Raw genomic sequence first — 14,781 nt, forward strand, 5'->3', positions numbered from 1 at the left:
AGCCGCGCCAGATCGCCGTCGAGCCGGAACGCCTCCGGGTGCCCCGACGTGGCGGCGTGCGCATCGATAAGCCCGAGCCGTTCCTTGGCAGCCAGCTCGCGGATCGCGATGCACATCTCCTCGATTGCTGCAGGGTTCATGCCGTACATGACCCTGTCGGATCTACCCCGGCCGTAGACGGTGGGTGGGGTCATCACGAAGACACGAGGAGCCGATGGCAGCTCGCGGTAGTGCGCAGCGAGCTCACGGTAGTCGTTGAGGAACCGCTCCACGCCGCGCCAGTTGTCCGGCCGGGAGTCGTTGGTGCCGAGCATGACGAGCACGAGGTCGGGGCTGAACTCACCACTCTCGCGAAAGGGCTTGCTCAGCCGATACGGCCGGTCTCCGGATTCCTGCGCCGTGTGGCCATTGATGCCGAAGTTGCCCACCGAGGCACCGTCGCCGAGTAGCCGTTGGAGCTGGGCGGGATAGCAGTCCCGCGCACGATGCAGGATGAAGAAGCCCCACGTGATGCTGTCGCCCACGCACGCGATGCGCACTCGATTCCTCTCGGCCGTTATGACGTTCAAGCGACCCACTGCCTCAACACGTCGAGGAAGGCATCCACCCGACCGTCGACCTCCGCAGCGCTTCCAAACGTATGCTGGTCCGGTCGAGCGCCGCTCAAAGCCGACGACTCTCGGCGCAAGCCTCGATCAGTGCGAGTAGTCGGCGATCGTGAGTGGCCTGCTGTCTTGCGCTGTTGACCCACCACGCCATCCGTTTGCGGTACCCCGGTGGCGTGGTACAGAAGTACTCCCAGGCGGCTGGGGTTCCCTGGAAAACCAGTTCGTCTGCCGCGTTCAGGGTTGGCGGAATCTCCTGCTCGTAGGACGCAGCGCGGGACTTGGTCGCGGTGCGCAGGGCAAACGCAGCTCGTCCGGCGGGCTTCATGCGGCCTTGTGCCTCAAGTTCGGCGACGCGCGCGATGTTGACGTCGCTCCAGTGCGACGTCGCCTTGCGCGGGGTGAAGCGAATCGTGTAGCGCTCGTCATCGACGCGGCGGCGGATGCCGTCGATCCATCCCACGCGCAGCGCCTCGTCGACCGCCTGTGGCCACGTCATCGAGGGTCGACCCGTGCCGACCTTCATGAAGCCGACGATGAGCTCGGACTCTGATGCGGCGTGAGCCTCGAGCCACTCGGCAAACTCACCCGGACTCTCGAAGTAGAGCGGCGTGTCGGTCACGCCACTGACTCAGTCTGATCGGCCGATTTCGCACACCGCCGATTCCCCTGCGTCACGTCGTCCACGTCCACGCATACCAGGTGATCGCTGCGCAGAAGCCGAAGCTCACGACGATGAGCAGATTGTCATACATCCCCTTGTAGGGCAGTCCAAACAGATTGAAGATGACCAGCCCGACGGCCAAGACGATGCAGGCCCACTTCGCGACCGAGAAAGGGAGCACGAGCGAGAGGACGATCATCACAATCGGGATCAGCATGATGCACGCAGCAACTAACCACTGTGTTTGGCCGACAGGCTGACCATCCATCTGGCCGGGGGTGAAGTCTCCTGCGAATATCCGCAGCACATCCCCGAGTAGGTAGGTCAGCATGACCGAGACCCAGAGCGCGGCTAACGTGACTCGTGTGGAATCCAACTCCGCATCCCCCTTCGCTCGCCCGACAACGCGTCGAGCACGAGCAGGCGTGTGCACTCTCCTACAGCGCACGCATCCGGTTGTTTCTCGGATTGTGCTCCAACTCCGCGAGCCCGAGCGCCTCGAGCAGAGGCGGCATGTACATTCCGAAGCGTCCGCGTAGCCCCTTCTTCAGGCCGTACCACCCGCCGACGGGGTTATCCGATGACCTGCCCCACGCCTCCACCGTCCCTGGTGCGGCTACCTTCTGCTCGTCAGCAGCACCGAGAAGCACCCAGTCACCGCAGTGCTGGAGCCACGCATGGAGGTCGTCGATGGCTCGCAACTGGTAGCCCAGCGTCGTCTTGCCAACGATACAAACGAGAGCCGGGGGCTCGGCGGAGTCATCCCGGTACATGATGTACTCCGAGGTGCCAGGGGGCGTCTTGAGCACCCAAGGATCCTCGCGGGTACCAGAACCGACCGCAGGCCGATCAACCATGAAGCGCCTCCTAGCGATGACCGCGCAACGACTGAGGCCAAGCCTTACTCCGCCGATTCTAGCGGCTTGTGCTCCGTCTCGCAGGAGCCCTGAGCTGGACCGTTAGTGCGCCCGCTCAATCGCCGGAGGCTGCCAACCGCTCCCATCCAGTATTCCATCGATCTTCGTGGGATTTGGTGCGAAGAGCCGCCACATCACCTCAAACCCCTGGCCGGCGGGCGTGGGAAGCCAATTGCTCGCCTGAGTCGGGCTCGTGGGTTCGGTGGATTGCAGGAAGAAGTCAATCGAGCCGTCGGCGTTACGAGTGAGAGCCGAGGTGTTCGTGAATGCGAAGCGGTTCAACGGATTCGCGACCAGGGCTCCCTGCAGGTCATACACGGTCAACGACCAGCCTTCATCGGCTGGTGGAGGCGAGGTCATGTGGAGCACGTACGGGGCCGTGCCCGATAGCGACTTCTTGTCGCTGTCACTCCAACTCATGGCGTAGATTGCCTGATGCGGGACGAATGCGCCAAGCCCGATCTGGGAGATGACTGCGCGAAGCGTGTAGTTGGTTCCGTATCGGCCAAAGCCTCCCAGGAGATACCCGCCGTTCTTTGCGAACCCCTCGGCGAACAGACTCTGCGTGTCCTTCTCGATCTGCGCGGAGCCGTCTGCAACCGCATCGGCGAGGCCTTTCGCCGTATCGCTGCTCAGCTTCGCATTTTGCGACGGGGTCATGCCCGGACCGATTCCGACTTTGGAGAGCTTGCTCAGCATCGCCGCGTCTCCAGCTGGAGGTGGGAAGGCCGCGAGTTGCTTGCCGAGCGCGTCGAAGAATGCAACGCCTGTCGGCATCTGGTACTTGATGACCTCTGTCTGCGGCTGGGAGGGAGCGGGTGGCGTGTACCCCGTTCCGTACTTGCTGAGAGGCGTCAGTGTGTATCCGTCTTGAATGTTGTTGACCGCGGCAACGTCGTCAGGCCCCTTGAGCTGGGTGGAGCCGATCACCCAGATGCGCGAATACGCGACATCGATGCGTTGAGTACCAGCAGGTAGCTCTACATCGTGCTGGGCCGGGCCAACGATCACGTAGTCGCCGGGCTTGGTGTTGCTCGCGGTGCCGAGGTTCCGAACGTTCTCCGTATAGGGATCGATCAGCGCGAGTACAAAGTAGTGATCCTTGACTACGGGAACGTGGAGCACCTGCGGCTCATCGCGCAGGTCAAGCCATGCAATCGATGAAAGGCTCGTCGACCCCGGCGCTACGACCGCCTTGCTCCCCGCATTGTTTGCACCTCTGACGTTGTTGAACTGGTTGACCGGGCCGTAGGCGCCGCTGGAGATATTGACGCTGGTCATCGTCGTGTACGTAGCGTCCGTGACCATCAACGGCAGGCCGTACTCAAAGGCCTCGGAGCCGAGGCTGTACGCCTCTTGGTAGTCGGTGGATGGCTGCGCGGGTTCGCTTGCGCTACAGCCTGCGAGCATGGCCGTCAGCAGGATCGCGGCCGCCAGAAGCGCGCTGTGACGGTGGCCCGGGCTCGAACTCAAGATGCATGGACTCTGTCTGGCCATCATGCCCCCCTGGGGTCACGTTGAGCACCTCGCGCATGAGCAGTGGCCCATGCCCGGCCTGCAAACTCTGTCCTCCCCCGCTGTTCGACGCCAGTGTTCGATGCCCTTGTCAGCCGTTCGCGGCACGCAGCATGCGTCCCGTGGCAAGGTAGTGATTGAGCCGGGACTCCCAGTCTTGCATGAACCGGACGTAGTGCTCACGGGTGAAGCCCTCGACGAACTCGTCGCCGGCAGGCCCCAGACTTGTGTGCGAGTAGGTGACCTGCGCGTCGGTGCCTTCGGCAGACGCAGTGAGCCTGATGAGGAGCCGGCACGCAGTCACATCGGGCGTGATCTTGATCATCTCGACCTCGCCCGCGGTGGGTTCATGCCGGGTGATGTACCACACAGCGTCTCCGCCGTCCGAGGCCGTGATGAACACGCAGTCCGGCTCGGCTACGCCGGACTCGCTTCGCACCAGGATCGGATCCCACCCCTCGATCCAGTCCGCCTCACGAACAGGGCAGAGCAACGGGAAGACCCTGCCAGGTGCCGCAGTGAGTCGCTGGGTGTAGGTTCGGGTCACGCGCCGCGGCTGCGAGATCTGCACCAGCGATTCCCCCTTGAGAGCGAACGTCTTGGGCATGAGCTGCACAGAACGAGTCTACCGCGAAGCGCCGGCGCTTAAGTTCGGCAAGCCCTGTTCGCCCGTTAGCAGGCGGGTAGCGCAGGGAAGACAACCCATATCCATGACCAGAGGAGGCGGCCATGCCCCAGTACACGATGATCGTCTATTCACCCGCGCCGGCCGACCCGATTACGTTCGGTCCAGAACATCTTGCTGCACTCGAGGCGTACCCGGAGCAAGCCAAGGCCCTGAAGGGCAAGGTGCTCGGCGGGAGCTACTTCGCGAAGGAACGTGGGTTCGCGTTTGAGCCGAGCACCACTACCGTGACCGTCGCAGGCGGCAGTGTCCGAGAAGGGACGCTCTCGGAGTCGAGTCTAGTCGCGAGCGCCGTCTACGTAGTGGCAGCGCCGAACATGGAGGTCGCGGCCCAGATCGCCCAGCTACATCCGGCGACGCGGGAAGGCGCTGTGGAGGTCCATCCCGTGTTCAAGCCCGCCGACCTCGTGCAGGATGACTACGCTGACTAGGCCCGGCGCGAAGCCCTGGTGCCAGCGCCGCTGCATCTCCGCGACTGTGCTGGGCGGCTATCTCGGAATCAGATTACTCACCACATAGAAGAGCCAGAGATGCGCGGGATAGATCCCGTAGAACAGCCACTTGAAGCCGGCGCGCCCTCGCTTGCCAGAGTACAGCGCGAGCAGCGGGACCACGGTGAGCTGAGCCCATTGGTTCTCTAGAATCCAGAAGTACTCGGGGTTCGAGATCCACCCATAAGCGAACAGTGCGACTGAGTAGGCCGAGAACACGCCGAGCATCATCATCTGACGGTCGTGCAGCCAGTAGAAGATGCAGAGCACCGGCAGCATCTGCAGCCCACCCTCGGTGATGATCATTCCCGCGCTCAGTGCCAGCGAGAGCAGCACCCATCCTGCCCGGCGCAACCCAACCGCCTGCTTCGCGGCATCCCAGCAGGCGACAACGCTGGCCGCAACCGCGAGCATCAGGAATATGTTGTGCCCCTCCGGGAAGAAGGGATCCGCCTGTGAGAACGGCCTCACAGCAGCACTGACGGCCATATTGCCTGCAAACATCGCCATGGCCGCGACCCAGAGCCGAGTGAGATAGCGGGATCGACTGCGGGTATGGTGCATGCTTTCGAGCATCACGAAGATGAATACCGGCGCAACGAGGCGGCCGAAGTACTCGAGGACCGTCGACGTGTGCTCAGGAAGCCATGGGCTGAAGTACAACCCGAAGTGCTCAACCACCATGAACGCGAGCGCTATCGACTTGAGAGCCAGAGCCGAGAGCCCCGGCGTTGCGGGTGGGCGTTCGTTCGCCCCGATCTGCGCGACTGCTGGCTCAGCCGAAGCTTCCACCTTCGCTCCTAGTGGGTCCGTGGGGAAACGTCAGTGACCTACTGCGCAGTTGCAGGAACGAACTCGAACGGCGGCGTGGCCTCGAAGTCGCCGGCCGCGTTGCCCGAGTAGAAGCGCTCGCCGCCGAGACGAAGCCGCTGAACGGGGTCACCTTCGTCAAGCGGGAGGTCAGCCAGCGGCACCCAGAACGTATTCGGGCTGGTAGCGGAGTCGAAGTAGTAGACGCGGCGCTTGTGGTCTGCGACGCTCCTCCACCGAGTCGAGGAGATGTTGGGCTGACCCGGCGTGGTGATGCCGAGCGGCACCGACACGTTGCGAATCACGCCGAGCACGCTCGCGAGCGAAAGTTGAACGTCGGCCGTCTGTGGGATTGCCGTGATGTAGAACGATGCGCGGGCGAAACGGTCTGCAGCGCGGTTCGTGCCGGGCAACCATGTCAGTCCACCGATGGACTCCCAGTATTTGTTGAGCGCAAGTTGTTCGTCATAGATCGGCGAGTTGGTCATCACCTGGAACTCGCGGCCGTGGTGGATCGTCAACGCGCCGTCGATGTACTCGAGAATCGCTGAGTCACCCGTTGCGTCGGACAGTGCCAGATGCAGAGTGGACGATGAACCGTTGGGCATCGCCGGAGCCAGGACCACGAAGGGCTCCGCCTCCAGAGCGGACACCGCCTCCGCGACTGAACCGAAGTTGTCGAGCACGTATTGAGCCCACAACGAGATCGAGATCAGCGGACGCGCACCGTCGTCGGGGGTGTACTGCGCCTCGGTCAGATACAAGAGGCTGGTGACAAGTCCCGCCTCGTTCATCCCGTCGGCGGTCCCGGCGTCGTAGCCCGTGGCCACAACGCTGCCGAATCGGGATGTCCAGTTCACTGAACGTGGACCTGCGAGTCCAGTCCGGACCATGCCCCGCGGCAGCGACCACAGGTTCGTCCGAATGTCCTCCACCCAGTCCATCGTCCGTGCGGTGATGACGGTCTCTTCAGGTCCGAGATACACGGCTCGCGTACACATAACGCTCCCCTACTGGTGAGGTGGACTGGCAAGCATAGTGACGCGAGTGCGGTGTGCGCTCCTGCTCGACCTAGTCGGCGAGAACGGTAGGTGTTGAAAACACCCGCTTCGCCGCGATCAGGCACAAGACGATGACCGCAACCTGCAGTGGGAGTCGTATCGCCATCAGCACGCCGACCAGGTTCGCCCCCGCCAAGGCGGCTGGGCCGACATTGGTGACCGCGAAGGCGCCCGCCCATGTGAACGAGCCGAAGTCCCACAAGGCGTGGAGAACCATCGGTACAACGATCAGACCGGTAACGCGTCGGACTACGTAGAACACGCCGCCCAGAACGAAAGCGAAGCCGATCTGCTGGATGGTCGGGGCAAGCGCTTGCCCGAGGAAAAGGTTGGCACCGTGCAGCAACCCGAAGAGCAGCGACGTGAGCAGCCACACATACACCTCCTTGTACGCCCCGCGAAACGCAACCAATGACATGCCGCGGTATACGATTTCCTCATTGAAGCCAACGAGCAGCGTTCCCACGGCCAAGACCATCAGGTACGGCGCACCGAGCGCCGAAATCTGCGCCCAGTCGACGCTGACCAAGACGAGTAGCGTGAGCACGACGGGAATTGACCACATCCACCTGACGCCCAGGGGCTTCTCCCGAAGAACCGGCCCCCACCAGCCAAACCATGTCGTCAAGCCGGCTGTGACCACGGTGCAAATGGCGAGGGGAATGACGATGCCGCTCAGCACTGTGGCCGCCGAGTTGCCGATGTCCACATATGAGGGGCCAAGCAGCTTCTCGAGAGCCAGAAACAGGACCGTGTAGCCGAGGCCCAAGGCGAACCCGAGCAGCGCGGTGGGCCTGACCCTCGGTGCAGCCGTCGGTGCGCTTCCGTTGTCGATGTCCGGCACGTTAACCTCCCCAGCTAAGCGTACGACGTCCGTGGGAGCAACAGTACGTGTTCAGGCGGGACCTGTGTAGTGCAGGGTCTACCCGCCGCGCGGCGCGTAGCCTCGCTCTGGCAGGGTCGGTTGTGGCGCCAATGTCCTGCACGATGCCCCAGCAAGCCCCTCCTGCCCACAGACTCGAACGCTATGCGCCACGGATGTCGACTTCGAGCTGCCCGACGGGCTCGTAGGTCGCGATCACAACTCCCGTCGCCGAGACCTTCGAGTCGGTGAGCCGAAGGTTCCTGGGTTGGGTGCCGTCAGCGAACAACCTTCTGCCACTGCCGACAGTCACCGGGAATGTCCATACGAGCATCCTGTCGATGAGGTCATGCTGGAGAAGCGTTTGGATGAGATTCCCGCTTCCATGTACCCAGAGGTCAGGGCCGACCTGGGCCTTGAGTTGTTCGATCCTGTCGACCACATCACCAGTGATGAGTTGAGAGTTGTGCCACGTCAATTCGAGCGGTTCGTGCGACACGACGTGCTTGACCGTGCGGTTGAACGGCACGGCTACCTCTTGATCGACCGTCGCCGTGGGCCAGTAGGCTGCGAAGATGTCGTAGGTTCGGCGTCCGAGTAGCAGTTCGAAGGGCTCGCCCATGATTCCGTCCATGGTGCTGCCCATCACTTCGTCCCACCACTCGAGGGATGCAGCCATCCCCCAAGCGCGAAGCCGCCAGACTGATCCTCCTCTGGACCGCCTGGAGCCTGAAAGACCCCGTCAAGCGTCACGAACGTGGTGGTGATGATCTTTCGCATGGCACACCGCCCCTCGACAGCGATCCTTGGCGCCACGTGACAACCCTGAAGCGATGCCCATGTTGGGCAACCGGACGGAGCGATCGCGTCCTTCGGACAGTCTAAGGCCCGGCATTGCGCTCCAGCGCACGCGCCCTTATCGGGCAGCTGAGCGTCTTGCGCATAGCCACCCTCCTGGAGCGTTCCAGCCCCAGCGCTGCCTCATCTGAGAGTCGTCCGGCGAGTTCCGAGCCGAGTTTGTCGTCAGGTATCACTTCGAAACCCACCCGAGCATAGAACGGCGCGTTCCACGGTACATCGCGGAAGGTAGTCAGCGTGATTTCGATACAGCTGCAGCTGAGTGCGTAGTCCTCGATAGCCCCGACGAGCGCCAACCCGATTCCCTTACGCCCGTGCGCGGGCAAGACATCGAGTTCTTCGAGGTGGACGCGCTTCCCGGAGACGCTGATAACAGCGAATCCGACCGGGGCACCTGCTGGATCGAGCGCCACCCAGAGCAGCCCCGCCTGCTGTGCGGCCGCCAAGCTGTCCAACGTTGAGACGTGCGAAAGCACCGACTCAGGCAGCGAGTCGCCAAACCTGGTGGCCGCCTCACGCTCGATGTCTGGTAGCTGCTCGACGTGTTCTGAGCAGGCCAGCCGGACAACGTAGCCGATCCCCATCGAGCGTCCTCCGTCCACCGATCGTGCGAGTCATGAGCAGGCTCCCGAAGTCTGCGTTGCCGATTGAATCCCCTAGCATTCTGTTCGATGCCCTTGCTGGGCGGATCGGCGCGTCAACCGCCCGTCACTCGATCGCAATGTCGAAATGGAAGACATCGTCCTCACGCTTTCCGAGGCTGTCGTAGAGGGCAAGAGCGGGAGCGTCCACGCCGTCAGCCTGCACGAAGATCACCCATCCGCCGGCCGCGCGAGCGATAGGCTTCAGCGCGCCGATGAGTGCGGTTGCGATTCCTCGTCTGCGGAATTCCTCGATCACGGCAAGATCGTAGATGTAGAACTCGCTGCGCTCGCGCTCGAACTTGCGGAGTTCGTAGGCCACGAGCCCGCCGACGACCTCGCCCTCAATCACGGCGCCCAGCGCAACGAATGATGGATCGACAAGAAGCCTCACGAGGTAGTCGTCGTCAGGCTGCTCGTCAGTGTACGTGGTCGGATCCTCGAAAGCCTCACCGAAGCAACGAAGCATGCTCCGCATGTCGGCGAGATCGTTCGGTCCGAGTCTGCAGACCTTGTACTCTGCCGAGAGCGTCACGTGAAGCTCACCTTCGGTGTACGTGCTCCACCCATCGTGTTAGGCGTGCACAGTCTCCCAAAGCCTTCCATGCCGATCCCATCCCTTGGACGCTCTGTTCGTCAGCGGATACCAGCGACCTCTTGCGCTGTTTCCCACAGGCGCGCCCGAAGACCCGAATCAAGAATCGGTGCCGGCCACTCGACCCTGCGGCTGTTCTTGTCGAAGTAGGCCCCTGTGACGCCTTCGACATCCGGACTCGACGCGAGGAACACCGATGAGCGCGATGCACGTAGCGCCGACTTGCCACCGTCTTCGCGCACAAGCATCCGAAATACCGGGAAAGCGAACCTGAGTGCCGGCGGCAGCATGTCCGCCGTCACTGAACGGGTCATCGACGTGCTGGCCTGCCCCGGGTAGCACACGTTACAGGTGACACCCGACTCAGAGGTTCGCTGCGCACGCTCGTACATGAGCGCCATCATGAGCAGCTTCGTGCGCGAGTAGGTCCTGAGCCCCTCGAACTCCGACTCCGATTGCAGGTCGTGTAGGTCTAGTCGCGGAGGATGCTCGCCGCCAGCGAGCGTGATGATTCGCCCGGCCGACGCGGCGGCAAGCAGTGGATGGAGTAGCGTCGTGAGCAGATGCGGCGCGATTACGTTGACCGCGAAGTCGGCCTCGAGCCCGTCCGGCGTTATGCGGCGCTCGGGAGCGGCCATGCCCGCATTGTTGACGAGGACGTCGAGCGAAGCACAGTGCGCCTGCACCTGCGCAGCTAGGTCGCGCACGCCCTCGGTGGTCGACAGGTCGGAGAACATCGCTTCAACGCGATCATGGCCACACGACGTCGTAATGTCGGCAACGCACGCCGAACCACGCTTGGGGTTGCGGCCAGTAACGATGACGTGAGCGCCGAGGGACGCGAGCGTCGTGGCGGTCCGCTTGCCGATGCCATCTGTCGCGCCCGTGACGAGTACCGTCTTGCCGCGCATGTCCCTCATCTCAAGCCCAGTCATCGCTTCAGCCCGTCCATCTGACGTGCGCGTTAGGCATGAGCGGCGGCCCTTGCCTCGCTTCAGTCTAGCGCTGACGCCTTCCGCTCGATGCCTATGTTCGTCAGGTACTCACTGCCGCGGCATCCAACCGACCTTCCAGGCGCCGCCGACTTTGTGCAAAGGCCACCATTCGCCGGGCTCCTCGACAGATGCGGAATACACCGAGCTGCCCGTGGGGGTAGTCGTAACCGTGTATGTCACACGCACCCAGGCGCGCTCCGAGTCTGCCACCCGCGTCTCGCGGACTGTGAACCCGGTGTAGCGCTCATTGGCCTCAGACCACTCCTTGGCCGCGATCTCCGCGCTAGGGGTGGGAGTGGCGTAGAGCGAGTAAGCCTTCGTCCAGTCGCGCTTGGCCAAGGTATCGATGAGCAGCATGAGTGCGGCTTCCGGTGTCTGGCCGAGAGCGTCTTCGCGGGGTACTGAGGGATCGTCCGAAGCCGCACCGGAAGCGATCGCGGGGTCGGCGGCGATCGATTCAGGCGTCAAGACCGGCCCGCTTGAACCGGAGCCGCCGGCACTCAGCGAACATCCGCCCAGCGCCACTGCGACGAGCAACAGCCCGATGACCAACACCCTCATGTCAGCCTCCACTCTGTCGAACGTGTTCGGCATGAACAGCCGCCTGTGCCCTACTTGCCGATTCTATCCCCTGGCGCTCTGCTCGACGCCCTTGTTAGAGCGACCGGCCGATGCAGCGAGCGCCTGCGCTACTGGACTATCTCAATACTGGATGGTGACGTGACGACAATCTCCGGGACCCCGTTGTACATCTGCACCTGTCCGCTGACGATCACGTTCCTGCCGGCGTACATCGATTCAGGCGGGGACGGGAACGCGGAGCGAGCATCGCCGAAGACGACTGCTTGGAAGCGACCTGCGTCGGGATAGTCCTTGCCAAGGTTGATGAACGTCGGAGTCCCATTGGAGCCACTCGCGAAATGTGTGCTTACCACTGGCCCAGAAACGCGTACGGCTTCGCCGGCGTGCGAGGCCGCTTGGCTCCAGTCGATGGTTCCGGCAACGGTGTCCTTGGAAGCTTGCGCCGAAGCGCAACCTTGTAGGGCGCCGGCCAGCAAGATGATGGCGACGATCGTGGTCAAGTGCCTCGAAACCCTAACGATTGTCACGGACTCCCCCGTCCACCAATGAACCAGAGACTCCGCAGCTCTGGCCCGATATCCTTTGTTCGCTCTAACGTGTTAGGCATGAGCCGCGACCCTACTGGTCGATTCTACCTTGCGTCGTCCGCTCGACGCCTTTGTTGGGCGGACGCTCCAAGCATCAGCCGCACCACGCTCCGCGTGCGACCGGGCGGCGTCACGTCCACGAATCCCGCACGCTCGAACAGCGGCGTGAAGCCCATGAACCGGTACGAGGGGGAACCTGGGTCCACCGGATAGGCCTCGATCACGTCCGCGCCTTGCGTGCACGCGTAGTCGATCGCGGCATCGAGGAGTCTAGACTGCAGCCCGCGATGTCGCTGCCGGGCATCGACGAAGAAGCAGGTGACCGACCACACGGCCATGTCATCGACCCGCGCTAGCGTACGCGAGCGCTCGAGACCCGCAAAGCTCTCACGCGGCCCCATCGAGCACCAGCCGACGGGCTCGCCGCCGACGTAGGCGAGCACGCCGACTGGGGTGTCAGAGACGACCATCTGCTCAAGCCGCGACGCACGCTGCTCCTTCGTGGACCGCTGGAATTCGGAGCTTGAGAGCCTCCACCGCATACACGAGCAGTACCGGAACTTGCCATGATGCCTCGAGAAGCGATCCAGGTCGCCCAATCGCTCTACAGTGACCGGATGGAAGCTCTCTTGAGAGTTCAGTGGGTCGTCCAACTGTATGCAGCTCCCCTGGAATCCCCATGTTCTGTCCAACGTGTTAGGCATGAGCAGGCGCCCAATGTCTTCCATTGCGATTGTATCCCGTGGCGCCCTGCTCGATGCCTCTATTGGATGTCCACAGTCTGGTGCAGCGTATGATCCGTGTGACCGACACCAACTGAAACGGCGCATCGAATGCTCGAAGTGAATATCAGGGAGATCAGATCCGAGGAGTGCTCTCTGCTTAAGGAGTTCCTCTACCTCGCTGTCTACCAGAGTGATCACCTGCAACCGATACCGCGTAGCGTCATCGATGAGCCTAGGGTACGCATCTATGTTGACGCGTTCGGCGAGTCTGCCGACGACATCGGTCTCGTTGCACAGGCAGACGGACAAGTGATTGGTGTGGCATGGGCGCGGGTTCTCGATGGTGAACCGCGAGGATACGGTTACGTCGATTCTGCGACGCCCGAAATCGCAATCTCGCTGCTGCCGTCGTACCGCGGCAGAGGAATAGGCACACGGTTGCTGCGAAACCTGTTGAGCGGACTGGCGGTCGCTGGTTACGCACGGACCTCACTCAGCGTCGACCGTGACAACCCGGCGTCGAGGCTGTATGCACGCATGGGCTTCGAGATCATTGCCGAGCAAGACGAGGACTTGCTGATGGTCCGACAGCTCTCCCCCAAGAACCAGGCGCACATCTAACGCGCTAGGCATGAGCGGGCGCCCGATGCCTTCCTTGCCGATTCTACCTCCTGGCGCTCTGCCCGATGCCCTTGTTAGGCCGGGCCCGATCGCAGTTCATCTGCATAGATGAGCTCACTTTCACGTCTGACCGTGAGAATCCCGACCGTATCCCCAACGTCGTAGAAGACACGATAGGACTCGAAGATGAGCTCGCGTGCATCATCTGAGTCCACGTCTCGAGCAGGCTTACCGCTGAGTGGGAACTGCGCTAGCTGTGTGTCGACATGCTCGAAGAGCCTCGCTACCCACTCCTGTGCAGCGGCCGGACTGTCCTGAGCGATGTAGGTCGCTATCTCGACCACGCGGTCGAGGGCACGCGGCGACCAGATGACTCGCATCTAGGAGAGCCTACCGAGCACCCGCGCCTTGGCTTCGTCATGCGGGACGCCTTCGCCGGCGGCAAGCTGAGACCGGGCTGCTGCGATGTCGTCGATGATCTCGAGCCGCTCGCGCATGGCCGCGAACTCTGCGATGTCGACGACGACGACGGACCCGCGTCCATGCTGTGTGAGTACGAGCGGGCGCTTGGTATCATTCACCCGCTTGACGAACGACGCGATCTCAGCGCGGAACTCCGAAAGTGGTCGGATGTCTTCGTCGAGCTTGAGTGGGCGCATGATGTCACTCCTTGTACGCCAGGATGTACAACTTGCAGTATACCCTTGCTCGAACCCGGGGCAAGGTCGCGCCCAACCTCGGCCTAACGTCCGTGGCATGACGCGCACACCGCGGCCCGCCACTCTCGCAGCTCAGACTACCTCACTGCCGTGGTCTGTCGGTGTCGATACCATTGTCAGGCAGGCGTGGCCTTCTGGGGATTAGGCTAGTTCGCCCGCGGTCACCGCCGCCTGCTTCTTGGCCGCTGTCCGCTTGAAGTAGAGGAACGACCACACAGCGAGTCCGGCGAGTGCTGCAGTGGCCGCCGCGCTCCCCTCGATGCCGAACTCCGCCCCTGACAGCCACCATACAGCCCCCTTGTTCGGGCCGATCGCCAAGATCGCGACCTCGCGAGGAAGTCCGCTCACGGGCACGCCGAGAAGGTTGCCCTGCGCCCAGTTCCAGCCCACATGGAATCCGGCCGCAGTCCAGATCGAACCCTGTGCAAGTGAGACGAAGGAGAGGAATACCGCGACGAGCACGATGTTGGCCATCGCGAACGGGTTGGAAGTCGGATGGAGCACAGCGAAGATCACAGCGCCGGCGAGCAGCGCGGGCCACGCGCCGATCTGCGACCCGGTGACCTGAAGGAAGTAGCCGCGGAAGAGCGCCTCCTCGGTGGTGGCTTGCACGAACACGACGAGCAGCAGCACGAGCGCAGGCAGGATCGCCGCGGCACCCGTGGTGCCGGGGCTGGACCCACCGACCCGAAAGACGCCGAGACCCACGAGCACCGCCGCTAGTGCAGCCATAGTGGCGATGCCGCCGACAAGGCCCATCAGAACGCGAGGCACCTGGTGTGTGCCCCGAAACCCGACGGAACTGAACGGACGCTTCTCCTTGAAGACCACCCACAGAACCAAAAGGA

At 62.9% G+C, this 14,781-nt stretch carries 20 protein-coding genes and 1 pseudogene (1 of these 21 cut by a window edge); 2 read left to right on the top strand and 19 right to left on the bottom strand.

Translation table 11 applies throughout. The features are described 5' to 3' along the window. The 6 genes from HGB10_10530 to HGB10_10555 all read right to left on the bottom strand — a co-directional run. On the bottom strand, nt 1-539 hold the 5' portion of the coding sequence (locus HGB10_10530; GenBank protein NTU72235.1) for a hypothetical protein. It extends 160 nt beyond the left edge of the window; the window shows 539 of its 699 coding nt (coding positions 1-539); its start codon is at nt 537-539; its stop codon lies beyond the left edge, outside the window. 124 nt (nt 540-663) lie between these two features. Further along, the gene (locus HGB10_10535; protein NTU72236.1) at nt 664-1,131 is read right to left on the bottom strand and encodes a bacteriocin-protection protein; all 468 of its coding nucleotides are present in this window, start codon (nt 1,129-1,131) and stop codon (nt 664-666) included. Nucleotides 1,132-1,279: 148 nt separating this feature from the next. Continuing rightward, complete coding sequence (locus HGB10_10540; GenBank protein ID NTU72237.1) at nt 1,280-1,645, bottom strand: hypothetical protein; 366 nt, start codon at nt 1,643-1,645, stop codon at nt 1,280-1,282. A gap of 61 nt (nt 1,646-1,706) precedes the next feature. Then, nucleotides 1,707-2,126 carry a hypothetical protein gene (locus HGB10_10545; protein ID NTU72238.1) on the bottom strand — a complete coding sequence of 140 codons (420 nt, stop codon included), beginning with the start codon at nt 2,124-2,126 and terminating at the stop codon, nt 1,707-1,709. A gap of 102 nt (nt 2,127-2,228) precedes the next feature. Then, nucleotides 2,229-3,683: a DUF1254 domain-containing protein gene (locus tag HGB10_10550; protein NTU72239.1), complete on the bottom strand. Its 1,455-nt coding sequence runs from the start codon at nt 3,681-3,683 to the stop codon at nt 2,229-2,231. A 109-nt stretch (nt 3,684-3,792) separates the two neighbouring features. After that, nucleotides 3,793-4,272: a hypothetical protein gene (locus HGB10_10555; protein ID NTU72240.1), complete on the bottom strand. Its 480-nt coding sequence runs from the start codon at nt 4,270-4,272 to the stop codon at nt 3,793-3,795. 158 nt (nt 4,273-4,430) lie between these two features. On the opposite strand from HGB10_10555, the gene HGB10_10560 reads away from it, so the two are divergent. After that, nucleotides 4,431-4,817 (top strand): hypothetical protein, encoded by a 387-nt coding sequence (locus HGB10_10560; GenBank protein NTU72241.1) that lies wholly within the window; start codon nt 4,431-4,433, stop codon nt 4,815-4,817. Between the two features lie 57 nt (nt 4,818-4,874). Here the strand turns inward: HGB10_10560 and HGB10_10565 are convergent, their stop codons facing one another. The 10 genes and pseudogenes from HGB10_10565 to HGB10_10610 all read right to left on the bottom strand — a co-directional run bounded on the left by HGB10_10565 (nt 4,875) and on the right by HGB10_10610 (nt 12,521). Continuing rightward, complete coding sequence (locus HGB10_10565) at nt 4,875-5,669, bottom strand: hypothetical protein (GenBank protein NTU72242.1); 795 nt, start codon at nt 5,667-5,669, stop codon at nt 4,875-4,877. A gap of 38 nt (nt 5,670-5,707) precedes the next feature. Further along, complete coding sequence (locus HGB10_10570) at nt 5,708-6,688, bottom strand: linear amide C-N hydrolase (GenBank protein ID NTU72243.1); 981 nt, start codon at nt 6,686-6,688, stop codon at nt 5,708-5,710. Between the two features lie 70 nt (nt 6,689-6,758). Continuing rightward, nucleotides 6,759-7,592 (bottom strand): CPBP family intramembrane metalloprotease, encoded by an 834-nt coding sequence (locus HGB10_10575; protein NTU72244.1) that lies wholly within the window; start codon nt 7,590-7,592, stop codon nt 6,759-6,761. Between the two features lie 181 nt (nt 7,593-7,773). Further along, nucleotides 7,774-8,390, bottom strand: a pseudogene (locus HGB10_10580) (dihydrofolate reductase family protein). A gap of 101 nt (nt 8,391-8,491) precedes the next feature. Beyond that, nucleotides 8,492-9,052: a GNAT family N-acetyltransferase gene (locus HGB10_10585; GenBank protein ID NTU72245.1), complete on the bottom strand. Its 561-nt coding sequence runs from the start codon at nt 9,050-9,052 to the stop codon at nt 8,492-8,494. Between the two features lie 124 nt (nt 9,053-9,176). Next, nucleotides 9,177-9,644 (bottom strand): AAC(3)-I family aminoglycoside N-acetyltransferase, encoded by a 468-nt coding sequence (gene aac(3)-I, locus HGB10_10590; GenBank protein NTU72246.1) that lies wholly within the window; start codon nt 9,642-9,644, stop codon nt 9,177-9,179. A 101-nt stretch (nt 9,645-9,745) separates the two neighbouring features. Further along, on the bottom strand, nt 9,746-10,624 hold the full coding sequence (locus tag HGB10_10595) for an SDR family NAD(P)-dependent oxidoreductase (protein ID NTU72247.1): 879 nt from the start codon (nt 10,622-10,624) through the stop codon (nt 9,746-9,748). Nucleotides 10,625-10,747: 123 nt separating this feature from the next. Further along, nucleotides 10,748-11,260, bottom strand: a complete 513-nt coding sequence (locus tag HGB10_10600; protein NTU72248.1) for a hypothetical protein — start codon at nt 11,258-11,260, stop codon at nt 10,748-10,750. Between the two features lie 128 nt (nt 11,261-11,388). Then, a complete protein-coding gene (locus tag HGB10_10605) occupies nt 11,389-11,781 on the bottom strand; it encodes a DNA-binding protein (GenBank protein ID NTU72249.1) in 393 nt (130 codons plus the stop codon). Nucleotides 11,782-11,912: 131 nt separating this feature from the next. Beyond that, a complete protein-coding gene (locus tag HGB10_10610; protein ID NTU72250.1) occupies nt 11,913-12,521 on the bottom strand; it encodes a GNAT family N-acetyltransferase in 609 nt (202 codons plus the stop codon). Nucleotides 12,522-12,701: 180 nt separating this feature from the next. Here HGB10_10610 and HGB10_10615 point away from each other — a divergent pair, with 180 nt between their 5' ends. Next, nucleotides 12,702-13,214 carry a GNAT family N-acetyltransferase gene (locus tag HGB10_10615; protein NTU72251.1) on the top strand — a complete coding sequence of 171 codons (513 nt, stop codon included), beginning with the start codon at nt 12,702-12,704 and terminating at the stop codon, nt 13,212-13,214. 74 nt (nt 13,215-13,288) lie between these two features. On the opposite strand, the gene HGB10_10620 is transcribed toward HGB10_10615, so the two are convergent. The 3 genes from HGB10_10620 to HGB10_10630 all read right to left on the bottom strand — a co-directional run. After that, nucleotides 13,289-13,594: a type II toxin-antitoxin system RelE/ParE family toxin gene (locus HGB10_10620; protein ID NTU72252.1), complete on the bottom strand. Its 306-nt coding sequence runs from the start codon at nt 13,592-13,594 to the stop codon at nt 13,289-13,291. After that, entirely contained in the window at nt 13,595-13,873 is a 279-nt protein-coding gene (locus HGB10_10625; protein ID NTU72253.1) for a type II toxin-antitoxin system Phd/YefM family antitoxin, read from the bottom strand. Between the two features lie 201 nt (nt 13,874-14,074). Then, on the bottom strand, nt 14,075-14,781 hold a 707-nt coding region (locus tag HGB10_10630; protein NTU72254.1), incomplete at its 5' end, for a CPBP family intramembrane metalloprotease.

The organism is Coriobacteriia bacterium, assembly GCA_013334745.1.
In the GTDB taxonomy this organism is placed as follows: domain Bacteria; phylum Actinomycetota; class Coriobacteriia; order Anaerosomatales; family JAAXUF01; genus JAAXWY01.